This is a genomic window from Blastomonas sp. SL216 (assembly GCA_026625625.1).
Classification (GTDB): domain Bacteria; phylum Pseudomonadota; class Alphaproteobacteria; order Sphingomonadales; family Sphingomonadaceae; genus Blastomonas.
The window spans coordinates 1113925-1127157 of record CP113055.1 but is presented as its reverse complement, the minus strand read 5'-3'; the positions used below and the strand labels follow the sequence as shown (position 1 = coordinate 1127157).

14 protein-coding genes and 1 tRNA gene are annotated in these 13233 nt (G+C 64.8%); 12 read left to right on the top strand and 3 right to left on the bottom strand.

Annotation, left to right across the window (positions count from 1 at the left end):
• Position 1 precedes the first annotated feature (1 nt).
• A complete protein-coding gene (locus tag OU999_05395; protein ID WAC24624.1) occupies positions 2-475 on the top strand; it encodes a molybdenum cofactor biosynthesis protein MoaE in 474 nt (157 codons plus the stop codon).
• 31 nt (positions 476-506) lie between these two features.
• On the opposite strand, the gene OU999_05390 is transcribed toward OU999_05395, so the two are convergent.
• Both OU999_05390 and OU999_05385 read right to left on the bottom strand, forming a co-directional pair.
• A complete protein-coding gene (locus OU999_05390) occupies positions 507-1292 on the bottom strand; it encodes a SapC family protein (GenBank protein ID WAC24623.1) in 786 nt (261 codons plus the stop codon).
• A 103-nt stretch (positions 1293-1395) separates the two neighbouring features.
• On the bottom strand, positions 1396-2832 hold the full coding sequence (locus OU999_05385; GenBank protein WAC24622.1) for an FAD-binding oxidoreductase: 1437 nt from the start codon (positions 2830-2832) through the stop codon (positions 1396-1398).
• 195 nt (positions 2833-3027) lie between these two features.
• Between OU999_05385 and OU999_05380 the strand changes: the two genes are divergently transcribed.
• Complete coding sequence (locus tag OU999_05380) at positions 3028-3564, top strand: hypothetical protein (GenBank protein WAC24621.1); 537 nt, start codon at positions 3028-3030, stop codon at positions 3562-3564.
• Positions 3565-3697: 133 nt separating this feature from the next.
• Entirely contained in the window at positions 3698-5119 is a 1422-nt protein-coding gene (locus OU999_05375) for a DEAD/DEAH box helicase (protein ID WAC24620.1), read from the top strand.
• Between the two features lie 22 nt (positions 5120-5141).
• Here OU999_05375 and OU999_05370 read toward each other — a convergent pair whose 3' ends face one another.
• Positions 5142-5990: a methyltransferase domain-containing protein gene (locus OU999_05370; GenBank protein WAC24619.1), complete on the bottom strand. Its 849-nt coding sequence runs from the start codon at positions 5988-5990 to the stop codon at positions 5142-5144.
• Between the two features lie 65 nt (positions 5991-6055).
• On the opposite strand from OU999_05370, the gene OU999_05365 reads away from it, so the two are divergent.
• The 9 genes from OU999_05365 to OU999_05325 all read left to right on the top strand — a co-directional run bounded on the left by OU999_05365 (position 6056) and on the right by OU999_05325 (position 13186).
• A complete protein-coding gene (locus OU999_05365) occupies positions 6056-6802 on the top strand; it encodes a ComF family protein (protein ID WAC24618.1) in 747 nt (248 codons plus the stop codon).
• A 68-nt stretch (positions 6803-6870) separates the two neighbouring features.
• A complete protein-coding gene (gene grxC / locus OU999_05360; protein WAC24617.1) occupies positions 6871-7128 on the top strand; it encodes a glutaredoxin 3 in 258 nt (85 codons plus the stop codon).
• 17 nt (positions 7129-7145) lie between these two features.
• Entirely contained in the window at positions 7146-7973 is an 828-nt protein-coding gene (locus OU999_05355; protein ID WAC24616.1) for a carbon-nitrogen hydrolase family protein, read from the top strand.
• Positions 7970-8470, top strand: a complete 501-nt coding sequence (locus OU999_05350; protein WAC24615.1) for a DUF1178 family protein — start codon at positions 7970-7972, stop codon at positions 8468-8470. The genes OU999_05355 and OU999_05350 overlap by 4 nt, the downstream gene beginning before the upstream one ends.
• A gap of 65 nt (positions 8471-8535) precedes the next feature.
• Positions 8536-8612, top strand: a tRNA-Arg gene (locus OU999_05345).
• Between the two features lie 223 nt (positions 8613-8835).
• Positions 8836-9228: an RNA-binding protein gene (locus tag OU999_05340; protein WAC24614.1), complete on the top strand. Its 393-nt coding sequence runs from the start codon at positions 8836-8838 to the stop codon at positions 9226-9228.
• Positions 9229-9470: 242 nt separating this feature from the next.
• On the top strand, positions 9471-10016 hold the full coding sequence (locus OU999_05335) for a spore coat U domain-containing protein (GenBank protein ID WAC24613.1): 546 nt from the start codon (positions 9471-9473) through the stop codon (positions 10014-10016).
• A 17-nt stretch (positions 10017-10033) separates the two neighbouring features.
• Positions 10034-10780 carry a fimbria/pilus periplasmic chaperone gene (locus tag OU999_05330; protein WAC24612.1) on the top strand — a complete coding sequence of 249 codons (747 nt, stop codon included), beginning with the start codon at positions 10034-10036 and terminating at the stop codon, positions 10778-10780.
• Positions 10781-10837: 57 nt separating this feature from the next.
• On the top strand, positions 10838-13186 hold the full coding sequence (locus OU999_05325) for a fimbria/pilus outer membrane usher protein (protein WAC24611.1): 2349 nt from the start codon (positions 10838-10840) through the stop codon (positions 13184-13186).
• The last annotated feature ends 47 nt before the right edge of the window (positions 13187-13233 follow it).

The window sequence follows — 13233 nt, the reverse complement described above, 5'->3', positions numbered from 1 at the left end:
CATGCTGAGGCAAGTCCGCATTGCCGACCAAGCCTTTGATCCCGAGGCCGAGATTGCAGCGTTCCGCAGTGCACTGACGCAATCGGGCGCGGTCGTGACATTTACCGGGCAGGTCCGCCCGTCGAGCGAAGACGGCCAGGTCAGCACGCTCAGCCTGCAGCATTATCCCGGCATGACCGAACGCGGGATCGAGGCGATGCTGGACGATGCCGCGGAGCGCTGGGCGTTGGAGGCGGTGCTGGTCATCCACCGGGTGGGGGACATGGCGCCGCATGACCCGATCGTGCTGGTCGCGACTGCGAGCGCACATCGCCGCGCCGCGTTCGAGGCAGCGGACTATCTGATGGACTACCTGAAGAGCCGCGCGCTGTTCTGGAAAAGCGAAACTGGCGCAGGCGGGAAGACGTGGATCGAACCGCGCGACGCGGACTATGCCGACGCCGCGCGGTGGGATCATCCGTCAGACGGGCGCTGATCGATCAGCGCCCGCTGAGCATTGCATGCGATCAGTTGACCGTGCCAGCCTGTGCCGGCAGGTTCGGTACCTTACCGTCGGCAGCCTGCTGGGCGAACAGGTCGCGCATCACCTGCAGCGAGAACAGGTGCGCATAGATCAGCGGCAGAGCGCCGTTCTGGTTCAGCTTGCGCAGCTCGTCACCGCGCAGTTCGCGCAGCTTTTCCTCGTTCACCATCTGGAAGCCCTGATAGACGAAGGGCTGGGCCAGGGTGGGGTGCTCGATCTTCAGTTCGCCGTCCATCAGCAGGTCGTGCTTCTTGAGCTCTTCCATGAAGAAGGCGGTGCCCTGAACGGCGCGCTCGAAATCTTCGCAGAACGACAGGATGTTCTTGGTGGTCTCGCTCGGCTGGTCGCCGTCGAACAGCGCTTCGCCTTCCTCGAATTCACCCAGCGCTTCGCAGGTCGGATCGAAGCAGAGCGACAGCTCCTGCGAATCCGGACGCAGGCGCGCCAGCATGAAGGGGTAGCGGCGGACATAGGCAGGCACATAGGCCGGCTTGCGGTACTTGCCGTCATCGTCGAGATAGACGTTCACGCCTTCGTTCATGCCCATCAGCGCCAGCGGCACGGGATCGGGGCCAGCCGAGAAGATGATCGGATAATGACGCTGGGCCTGCGAGAATTCCTCGGCGGTCAGCGGAATGGCGTGCTGGTTCTTCAGGAAATGCGCACCTTCCAGCGTCCGCGAGCGGAACTTTGCATGGTCCTGCGAATTGAGCGGCACCAGGTCGTTGAAAAGGACCGGCAGGTTGGTGGCTTGCGGCGCACTGGCCATGAATTATTCTCCGCTGACATTGTGATTTTATCGGTAAAACCGGAAAAAGCGCCTTAAGTTGCGCATCGGCCCTGCGCAAGAGGGACTGCACGTTCGGCGCAGATCAAAGCGGAACAAGTTTGCCCGGGTTCATGATGCCCCTGGGGTCCATCGCCTGCTTGATCGCGCGCAGCGCCATGGTGCGTGCAGGATCGCTGAGCCGGGCCAGTTCGTCGCGCTTCATCTGGCCGATGCCGTGCTCGGCGCTGATCGATCCGCCCGCAGCCACCACCAGATCATGGACGAAGCCACTGATTTCCTTGCCAGGATTGTCCGGCCAGGTGGCGCGATCCGCACCCTTGGGGGCTGCAACATGAAAGTGGACATTGCCGTCACCCATATGCCCGAAGGCGGCTACCTCGGTGCCGGGGAAGCGGGCTTCCACCTCGGCCCCCGCCTCGATGATGAAGCGCGGCATATCGGCGACCGGCACGCTGATATCGTGCTGCATCGCCGCGCCTTCCGCACGCTCGGCTTCCGAAATGGAATCGCGCAGCTTCCAGAAGGCCTCGGCCTGCGATTCGCTTGAGGATATCGCGGCATCCTGCACCAGGCCCTTGTCGAACGCTTTGGCCATCAGCGCTTCTGCCAGTTCCTGCGGCGGGCTGGCCGCAGCGTCGTCGCGCGCAAATTCGATCAGCACATGCCAGGGATGCGCGCTGGCCAGGGGCGCGCGGGTGCCGGGGATGTGGTGCAGCACATTGTTCAGGCAGCGCTGGGGCACGATCTCGAACCCCTCCATCTCGCGGCCCGCGCGCGCCTCCAGCATCAGCAGCAGCGCGCGTGCGGCCAGCGGCGATTCCACCCCGGCCCACACCACTGCGCGGTCGATCAGCGCAGGCACGAGCTTCAGCGTTGCGGCGGTCACGATGCCCAGCGTGCCTTCCGCGCCGATCAGCAGGTGGCGGATGTCATAGCCGCGATTGTCCTTCTTGAGCGTCGCCAGGCCGCGATAGATCGAACCGTCGGGCAGCACCGCCTCCAGCCCCTCGACCAGCGCACGCATCGTCCCATGGCGCAGGACCTGCGTGCCGCCCGCATTGGTCGAGACCAGGCCGCCGACCGTTGCCGAACCCTTGCCGCCCAGCGTCAGGGGGAAGCGCAGGCCTTGCGCCGCGACCGCCTCATGCAGCGTCTGCAGCACCACGCCTGCTTCGGCGACCACGGTGCGGGCGGCGGGATCGATCGACCGGATGGTGATCATCCGCCGCGTGCTGAGCAGCAGCGCGCCGCCATGGGCGTCGGGCGTGGCGCCGCCGACCATGCCGCTGTTGCCGCCCTGCGGTACGATGGGCGTACCGGTTTCTGCCGCGAGCTTGACGACATCCGCCAGTTCTGCGGTGCTGGCAGGGGCGATCATCGCCAGCGCGGCCCCGTGATAGCGCCCGCGCCAATCGGTCAGCCAGGGCGCCAGATCGGTCGCGTCGGTGGTGACGCCCTTGGGTCCCAGCAGGGATGCAAGGCGGTCGATCAGGTCAGGGTTGGAAAGAGTCTCGGTCATGACCGTCTGTTACACCGCCGAAGCCGGAGCGACAATCGCGTGCAGCCTGCGCAAACGTGGTGGCAGAAATGGCACAGTCAGCGACAAAACGGGGCTTGCGCGCGCTGCCCCGCCATCGTTAATCGGCGGTTCAATCGCCCGGGCTAACCCGGGAGCGACGGGGTAAACGGGTCTGGAGGATCGCCGCGCGCGGCCATGGCATATGTCGAAACCTTGCTGGGGTTGATGTTGCTCAGCTCGCTGCCATGGGCAGACGAGCCTCCCGTTGCTGCGCGCGACGCAGAGACAGCCGTGCCCGCACTGGTCGGCGATGTGCTCGACCCGGCGCCCGAGGTTGCTGCGCAGGTCCGGATCGAGCAGCGGATCATCATCCGCGTTCCGCGCCAGTCCTTCTCACGATCCGCGCTGATGCCCGCGCCGCCGCCGCCGCGTCGCGCGCCCCGACCCGAACCGCAGAAATTCGAACGGCGCAAGGTCGGCAAGTGCCTTGCGATGCGCGATGTCTCGGGCGTGCGTGTGATCAACGATGACATGCTGGTGCTGTTCATGCGCGATCAGCGGATGATCGAAGCGGAGCTCGAGCGGTCGTGCAGCGCGCGCGAATTCTATCAGGGCTTTTACATGGAGCGCAGCGGCGATGGACGGTTGTGCGTCGACCGCGATCTGCTGCAGGCCCGGTCGGGCAGCAAATGCGAGGTCAACAAGCTGCGCCAGCTTGTCCCAGAGGACTGACTGTCGCTCCGCCGTTCGGCGCACTAAGGTTGACTTTCCGGCGATGTTTGCGCATGGCGCGTGCGTGGCCAATGGCCCGGCAACGATGGCGTGACGAAATGTGCCGCGCCACTGCCTTTATTTCGGATATTCTATGATATTTGCCGATCTCGGCCTTTCCGACAAGTTGATACAGGCGGTGACCGATTCCGGCTATACATCGCCGACGCCGATCCAGGCGCAGGCGATCCCTCCCGTGCTGATGATGCGCGACCTGATCGGCATTGCGCAGACAGGGACCGGCAAGACGGCAAGCTTCGTGCTTCCGATGATCGACATCCTGGCCGAGGGTCGCAGCCGCGCGCGGATGCCGCGCTCGCTGATCCTGGAGCCGACGCGCGAACTGGCCGCGCAGGTCGCGGAAAATTTCGAAAAATACGGCAAGTATCACAAGCTATCGATGGCGCTGCTGATCGGTGGCGTGTCGATGGGCGATCAGGTCAAGGCGCTGGAAAAGGGCGTTGACGTGCTGATCGCGACGCCCGGACGCCTGATGGATCTCTATGACCGCGGCAACATATTGCTGACCGGTTGCGGACTGCTGGTGATCGACGAGGCCGACCGCATGCTCGATATGGGCTTCATCCCCGATATCGAGACGATCTGTACCCGCCTTCCCGCGACGCGGCAGACGCTGCTGTTCTCGGCGACCATGCCGCCGCCGATCAAGAAGCTGGCGGACAAGTTCCTGTCCAACCCGAAATATATCGAGGTTGCCCGGCCCGCGAGCGCCAATGCCTCGATCGAGCAGGGCAAGGTGCGCGTTTCGTCGCGGCGCAAGCGCGACACGCTGTTCCAGATGCTGGATGCCGGCGTGCAGAACGCGATCATCTTCTGCAACCGCAAGTCCACGGTGCGCGATCTCAACAAGGCGCTGCGGCAGGGCGGGTTCGATTCGGGCGAGATTCATGGCGACATGGAACAGAGCGCCCGCATCGCCGAGCTTGACCGGTTCAAGGACGGCACGATCAACATCCTGGTGGCATCGGACGTTGCCGCGCGCGGGCTAGACATCAAGGGCGTCAGCCATGTGTTCAATTTCGATGCGCCCTGGCATCCGGACGATTATGTCCACCGCATCGGCCGCACCGGTCGCGCAGGCGCAACCGGCAAGGCATATACCTTCATCACCGAAGAAGATGCCGAGGCGCTGGCCAATATCGAAAAGCTGATCGGCACGACCATTCCCGAAGTGGTGGTCGAAGGTGTCGAAGCCGCGCCGCAGGACGAAAGGCCGCGCGAACGCCCCGCCAAGGGTCGCAGCAGCCGGAGCAGCGAAGAGCGCAAGCCCGCGCCGCGCAAGGCCCGCGAAGAGACGCCTCGCGACGACAGGCCCCGCGAAGACAGGCCGCGCGACCATAAGGCCCGTGACGAGAAGCCGCGGACCGAAAAGCCGCGCGACGATCGTCGCAAGCCGAGTTCGCGCACCCGCCGCGACGACAGGGACGATGGTCCAGACGATGGCTGGAACGGACCGATGCCGGATTTCCTTTCGGTCGGCTTCGGCACCGAATAAACGGCGCGACCGGTGCCGGGGGTCAGCCCCCGGCCTCATTCTTTTTCGCCTTGCCTAGCACGCTGGCCAGCGATGCAGACCCACTGCCGCGCCGGGCCGGTTTGGGCTGATCGGGCGAGGGGGCCCAGCCGCTCAGATACAGGATTTCAAAGCGCTCCGCTGTCTTGCCATCGGCATCAGCGGCTTCGGCAAAGGCCTGCAGCGCACCGATCAGTCCGGCCTTGCCCAGCGGCGGTGCAGGCGAGACGAGCGTGTTGGTCCAGCCATGCGCGCGCAGATCGGCGATCAGTGCGGGCAGCGACGAATAGCGCACGGTCAACGTATCGCTATCGGCCACCGGCATCGCGAACCGGGCACGCTGCAGCAGATCGCCCGCAGCCCGCACATCGACTTGCGGATGGATGCGCGCACCAACACCGCGCCCTCCGGCCTCATCAGCGGCGAGCATTGCCGCCTTGAGCCTGGGCAGCGAACCTGCGCCGATCATCGCGGCCATCATCAGGCCATCGGGGCGCAGCGCGCGGTTGATCTGGATCAGCGCACCGGGCAGGTCGTTGACGCTGTCGAGTGTGCCCAGCGCGATCACCAGATCGAACCCTGCCGGATCGAAGGGCAGATGGTCTTCGTCGCAAGTGAGGTCGCGGCCCGCCGGGCCGGCATGGGTCACCCGCATGCCCTTGGCGTGCAGCGCGGCAAGCAGCGCTGGCGGGGCCATGCCCAGCACCAGCACATCGACAAAATCGCGCGTAACCCATTGCAGCCGCTCGATTACCTCTTCGGCCATATGCTCTGCCAGAAACGCTCCATGCCGCTCTGCCAGCCGCTGTCCGCGCGCCATCGCCTGGCGGCGGCGGGTGGGGGAAAACAGCATGCGGGGCGCGGTATCCTGGCTCATCGCGGCCTTGTGCCGGGGCGCGCGCCGCGCGACAAGAGGGCATGACGCTTGGCTCTGCCTTCCGCCCGCTGGTCGATCTGGTGCTGCCCCCGCGCTGCCCCGGGTGCGGCGTGCTGGTCGACGACGACCTGCAGTTCTGCGGCGACTGCTGGAATGCATTGCGCTTCATCAGCGATCCGAGCTGCCGGTCCTGCGGCAAGCCGTTTTCGGAAGGGCGCGATAACGATCTGGTCTGCGCCGAGTGCCTGGCCGACCCGCCACTGCACGACGGCATTCGGGCGGCGGTATTGTATGACGACCTTTCGCGGTCGATCGTGCTCAAGCTCAAGCATGGCGGCAAGATCGGCCTGGCGCGGCTGGTCGCGCAGCATCTCCAGCGGTATCTGCCCGAGGAAGCCGACAATGTCGTGCTGATCCCGGTTCCGCTGCACCGCTGGCGGCTGTGGCGACGCGGCTTCAACCAGTCGATCCTGATCGCGCGAGAACTGGCGCGACCGCGCGGCCTTCGGGTGGAAACCAATCTGCTGCGCCGCGTCCGCGCGACGCCGCCGCTCAAGGGCATGACGCGCAAGCAGCGCGGGCAGGCGGTGCGCGGGGTGTTCGCCATTCCCGCCGACCGGCGCGATCGCATCGAGGGCAGGCACGTGCTGCTGATCGATGATGTCTATACCACCGGTGCCACCGCGCGCGCCTGTGTCAGGCTGTTGAAACAGGCAGGCGCCGCGGAGGTGACGATCTTCTGCTGGGCACGGGTGCTGCGCGACGGCGATGAGGGGCTCGCCATGTGACAGACCTGTGGCGTGACGGTTGCATTTCCGCGCAAAACCTCCAAATATCGAAGGCGGAGGACGCATTCATGGCCAAGGTCGAAATCTACACCAAATTTACCTGCCCCTATTGTTTCCGGGCCAAGTCGCTGTTGAGCGGCAAGGGCGTGGAATTCGACGAGGTCGAGGTATCGATGGGCGGTGATCCCAAGGCCGAGATGATCCGCCGCGCCGGTGGCCGCACGACCGTGCCGCAGATATTCATCGATGGACAGCATATCGGCGGGTCCGATGATCTTGCCGCGCTCGATCGGGCGGGCAAGCTCGATCCGCTGCTGGGACTGTGAGCACAGGCGGTACGTTGATGAAAATCGCTGTCCTGCAGATGACCGCAGGGTTCGACCCTGCGGAGAATGCGGCCGTGCTGGCCCAGGCCGTGCGCGATGCGAAGGCGGGCGGGGCGGACATGCTGTTCACGCCTGAAATGTCGAACATGCTCGACCGCAATCGGGTGAGGGCGGCGGAGACGATCCGCAGCGAAGACGAAGACCTGGTGCTGGCAGCGATCCGTTCTGCGGCGGTTGAGGCGGGAATATGGGTACATCTGGGTTCGCTTGCCGTGAAAGGCGATTTGCCCGACGCTAAATGGCGCAACCGTGGCGTCGTGATCGCACCCGATGGCAGCATCGCGGCACGCTATGACAAGATCCATCTGTTCGATGTCGATCTGCAGAGCGGAGAAAGCTGGCGCGAATCCTCAGTCTATGAAGGCGGCGACAGGGCTGTGGCGGTGCAACTGCCCGGCGCGGTGCTCGGTCTGTCGATCTGCTACGACATCCGCTTTCCCGCTGTCTATTCGGCGCTGAGCCGGGCAGGGGCGGACATTGTTGCGGTACCGGCGGCGTTCACCGTGCCCACCGGTCAGGCGCACTGGCATGTGCTGCTGCGGGCGCGGGCGATCGAGAGCGCATGCTTTGTCGTTGCTGCCGCGCAGACCGGGACGCATGCCGATGGCCGCAGCACTTATGGCCGCAGCCTGGTGATCGACCCGTGGGGCGATGTGCTGCTCGACATGGGCGAGGTGCCCGGCCTGGGCTTTGCCGAGCTCGATCTGGCGCGCATCGCCGATGTCCGCGCGCGGGTTCCGGTGATCGCCAACCGCAGGCCGGTGGCCGAAGCGGTACGGCCATGATCGTTTATGACTTGAAGTGCGAGAGCGACCATGTGTTCGAGGTCTGGTTCGCCTCGAGCCAGGCTTATGAAGAGCAGCGCGCGCGCGGCCTGGTCGCTTGCGCCTTTTGCGGTTCGACCAAGGTCAGCAAGGCGGTGATGGCGCCCAGGCTCAACGCCAAGGGCAATCAGCGCGCAGCGCAACTGCCGGCGACGATCGAAGCGCCAGCCAGCGATCCGGCTCCGGTCAGCGTCAGCAACGCCCCCGCGCCGGCCGATATCGCCAAGGTGCAGGCCGTGCTCCAGGCCCTGGCAGAGGTACAGGCGAGGGCGCTGGAAAAATCCACCTGGGTCGGCAGCAGTTTCGCCGACCGTGCCCGCGCGATGCATTATGGCGAGGAAGACCACGCGCTGATCCACGGCCAGGCCGATGCGAAAGAAGCCGCCGCGCTGATCGAGGAAGGCGTGGCCGTCGCGCCCTTACCATTTCCGGTAGTCCCGCCCGACATCAAGAACTGATAGCGGATTGATTGCAGCCAAGGCCGTTGCCTTGCTGCACCGCCTTGGCTAAACCCGCGCCGTGCGCGCCCGTAGCTCAGCAGGATAGAGCATCAGATTCCTAATCTGGGGGCCACAGGTTCGAATCCTGTCGGGCGCACCATTTCCCTCGACGAACATTGCCGCGACATCGGCCTGGGACGCATTCATGCACCACCGCACCCATGATTGCGGACGGTGTCCGGGGGTAGACGACTGGACATGCGTCCAAGTTGACCAATCCTGCATTCCTGAGTGAATTCTCCGACAGGCAGCGACACTCTGCCCGGTCTGCATCGGTGGTGCTCGGGGTGTATGTGTGTCGCCAGCCTTGCCAACAGGAGGCCATGATGAAGCTTTTACGGTCTGCGCCAGTCATTGCCCTGGCTGCCGCCATCCTCGCTGCAACCGTGCAAGGGTTGCCAGCAGCCGCACAGTCTGGCGCTCCGCCCAAGAGCAAGTCCAGTCCGCCGGCTCGCGTCGCGGCAAAAACGGAGATCATCGTAACAAACTTCTCCACCTATGAGTCCCCTGCTGAGGTCGAGCAGGCGTTTCGTAAGGAATTCGGACTATATGGTACCGTCGTTGCCATCAAAATCCCGACGGATGCCCCGCCGCGCCGGTCGAGAGGGTATGCATCCATTACCATGGCCACGCTGGCGGAGGCACAGGCCGCAGTGGACGCCATGGATGGCGCTGAGTACTTGGGCAGAGACTTGAAGGTGGCCTTGAAGAGATAGGTCTTGAAAACTATGGCCTGACAATCCGGCCTTCAGGCCCGCGCGGACGTTAGGCGATCGGCTGCCTAGGTAGATTCCGATCCTGTCCGCGAACCCGGCAATCCGGCAAATACACGCTCTGGCTGAACTTAGGCTGCGTATGGCGTCCCCCTGACCGGGGCCGCCACCGCAGTGGCCTCATCGCGTGCCGCGTTCATTCTCTCTAGCCACCCGGTCGTTGCGCGCTTTCCAAAGGAAATACCATGATGACCGCTGTGCTTCCCGCATCGCTGCCCGATCGGCCGCGCGCTCTTCGCTGGACCCAGATACTGAGAGCGGCTGCCCTGGCTGGTGCAGGGCTGGCCGGACTGGGCGGATCGGCCGCACATGCGGCGACCGCGACGACCTCGGTCAGCGTGACCGCCACGGTCCAGGCCACCTGCCTGATCAGTTCAACCAGCCTGGCTTTCGGGGTCTATACCGGGGTCCAGCTCGATAGCACATCGACCCTCACCGTCACCTGCACCAACACGACGCCCTATAATGTGGGAATCAACGCAGGGACCGCCCCCGCAGCCACCGTGACGACGCGCAAGATGACCGGACCCACCGCAGGGTTGCTGTCCTACGCGCTGTTTCAGGATACCGGGCGCACCATCAACTGGGGCACCACCGTCTCCACCGATACCACTGCCGGAACCGGCTCAGGCGCAGCGCAGCCGCTCACGGTCTATGGCCGGATTGCCGGCAGCCAGTTCGTCGCACCGGGCGCTTACACCGACACGGTGACTGCAACCATAACCTTCTGATTCCGGAGACCAAACCCATGAGCACCTTGATCCACAGGCTGCGCCTGCGCAGTCCCCTTGCCGCCGTCGCCATGGCGCTGGGGGGCCTTGCGACTACAGGCGCGTCGGCACAGTCACTGGCAGTCCTGCCGGTGACGATCCAGATGGAGCCTGGCCAGATGGCGACCTTGCTGACGGTCATCAACCAGGGTCCGGTCGAAACCGCTGTGCAGATCCGCGCCTTTTCGTGGCATCAGGACGATGGCAGCGATCAACTCGTCAGCTCGGACGAGATCATGGTCAGTCCGCCACTCGCCACGATCCAGCCGGGAGGCACGCAGATCGTCCGGCTTGTGCTGCGCAACCAGGTCGTCGGGCGCGAAGGGACCTATCGCGTCCTGCTCGACCAGATTCCGCCGCCTGCCGAGCCGGGTGTCGTCCGGGTGGCGCTGCGCATGTCGCTGCCTGTCTTTGCAGAGCCCGCAACGCGGGTCGCGCCCGATCTCAGTTTTCATATCGAGCATGAAAACGAGCAGGCCTATCTCGTCGCCGTCAACAATGGTGGCCGCCATGAGGTGATCCGCGACGTCACGCTGGAAGCCAGGAACGGCGCGAACCTGACGATCGACAGCACGGTCTCTCCTTATGTTCTGGCAGGTGCCAGGCGGCGGTGGCCGATTGGCAGGGCTGAAGGGGCGGCCCCGATCACAGGTGCCTATAATCTGACAGCGACGACCAACACCAAGCCGCTCAAGCGCTCAGTCGCTGTCGTCCAGCGTCCCTGAGCAGGCGCAGCTATCCGCAGCCGGTCCAGCCTTGCAGCCCTAGCCGGACTGATTTTGATGGCCTGGCCGCAAACCGGCTGGGCGGCCGAGGAGACTTTGTTGCTGGAGGTCAGGATCAACGGCCAGCCCAGCGGCAAGATCGGCCAGTTCGTGCTGCGCGATGCAATGCTGCTTGCGCAGCCCGACGAGCTTGCTGCCCTCGGTCTGCGTCTGCCGCCGGAAACCGTGATCGATGCCGAGACGCCGATCGCATTGGCCGCGCTGCCCGGTATCGTCTGGCGGCTCGACCAGCCGAGCCAGACGCTGTTCATCACCATCGCGAACGATGGCCTGATACCGCTGACGCTCGACCTCGGCTCGCGCGCACAACAACCATCGCCCAGGATCGAGAGCGGCAGCGGCGTCACGCTCAACTACGACATTGTCGGCATTGCATCGCAGGGCAGCACGGCGGTCACCGGCCTGGTCGAGCTGCGAGCTTTCTCTCCCTACGGCATCATCAGTTCCAGCTTTCTGGGATCGTCCGCCGATGACGCCCGATCCAGACCCAGCGGACGGGTGATCCGGCTCGATACCACCTATTCCTATGCCGACGGCGAGACAGGACGGCGCTACAGCGTTGGCGACGTGATCACCGGCGGGCTGGGCTGGACCCGGCCGATCCGCATGGGCGGAGTGCAGGTCGTGGCCGATTTCAGCACACGGCCCGATCTGATCACGTTTCCGTTGCCCGTAATCAGCAGCAGCGTGACAACGCCTTCCACCATCGACGTGCTCGTCAATGGCAGCCCATTGGTATCGCGGCAGATCGATGCTGGCCCGTTTGAAGTCCCGCAGCTTCCGGTCGTGACCGGCGCAGGCACCATCCTGATGACGGTGACCAATGCGTTGGGGCAGCAGGTGACAACCAACATGGCCTATTACGCAAGTTCGGAGCTGCTTGCGCCGGCATTCCAGACCTTTGCGATCGAACTCGGTGCGGTTCGGCGCAACTGGGGCGTGCTGAGCAACGATTACGGGACGCTCGCCGCCCGGGCCAGCTACAGGCGCGGACTTTCGGATCGGCTGACGTTCGAGACCGCAGGCGAGGCCACCCGGGGCACCATCATGGCGGGAAGCGGAATCGTCGTGAATGTCGCGGACCTGGCCATCCTGAACACTGCGGTGTCCGCGAGCACGGGCGGGGGCCGCCATGGCATGCAGGTGAGACTGGGTGTGCAGCGCTTGTCCCAGGTGCTGAGCTTTTCGGCATCGGCAACGCTGGCAAGCCGGGGCTATAGCGATATCGCCGCGGCCAATGGTGAACCTGTGCCCAAGCGCCAGATCAACGGCAGCATCGGGTTGTCGATGGGCCGATTGGGTTCAGTGGGGCTGGCCTATGCGCAGATCGATCGCCGCGCCACTTCCAGCGACGAAGACTTCCCCCGCTTTCCGCGCCCGGTTGTCGTCCCACGATCACCGGCTGATGTCAGCCAGATCCTGCCCGCACAGCGCACCCAGATCCTCTCGGCAAGCTATTCGGTCCAGCTCGGCGCGCTGACGCTGTATGCAACCGGGTTTCGCAGCGTTTCCAGCGAAACGAATACAGGCCTGGTCGTGGGGCTCAGCATCCCGCTGGGGCGAACCGCATCGGCCAATGCCAGCGCCGGAACCGGACCGGGGGGCGAATATGCCCAGCTGCAGGCGTCCCGTTCAGCGACCGATATCGACGATTTCGGCTATCAGCTCTTTGCTTCGACCGGCGCGGGCACGCGCGCGTTCGCCCAGATCGAGTACAAGGCCCCCTGGGCGCTGCTTTCAGGCGGTATTGATCATGCCGGCAACCAGACCACCGCCCGGCTGGAGGCGCGCGGTGCGCTTTCGTTCATCGACGACGCGGTCTTTGCCTCCAACACGATCTACGACAGCTTCGCGATCGTCGATACCGATGGGCTGGCTGACGTTTCGGTGCTGCATGAGAACCGGCTGGTCGGAAAGACCAATGCGCGCGGTCTCTATCTCGTCACCGACCTTCAGGCCTTCACGATCAACCATCTCGCCATCGCGCCCAGCGATGTTCCGATCGATGTGACGCTGGATCAGGATGTCCGCGACGTCCGCCCGCAGGATCGATCGGGGGTGATCGTGACATTCCCGACCAGCGTCAGCCGCGCCGCGCTGTTGCGGCTGGTTGATGAAAACGGTGTCGCCGTGCCTGCCGGAAGCACTGCAACTCTGCAGAGTACCGGTGTCGTCAGCCCGGTGGGCTATGATGGCGAGGCCTATATACTGAACCTCGAGCCGACGAATGTCGTCGATATCGTCCAGCCGGACGGAAGCCGTTGTTCGGCCAGGTTCGATTATCTCCGTATGCCTGGCAACATCCCGGTCATCGGTCCGCTGGCCTGCACTGGGCCGCGCCGTTGAGCCGCGCGGCTGTCATGACCGGCGATCTGCCTGGCGCATGCGGTGCC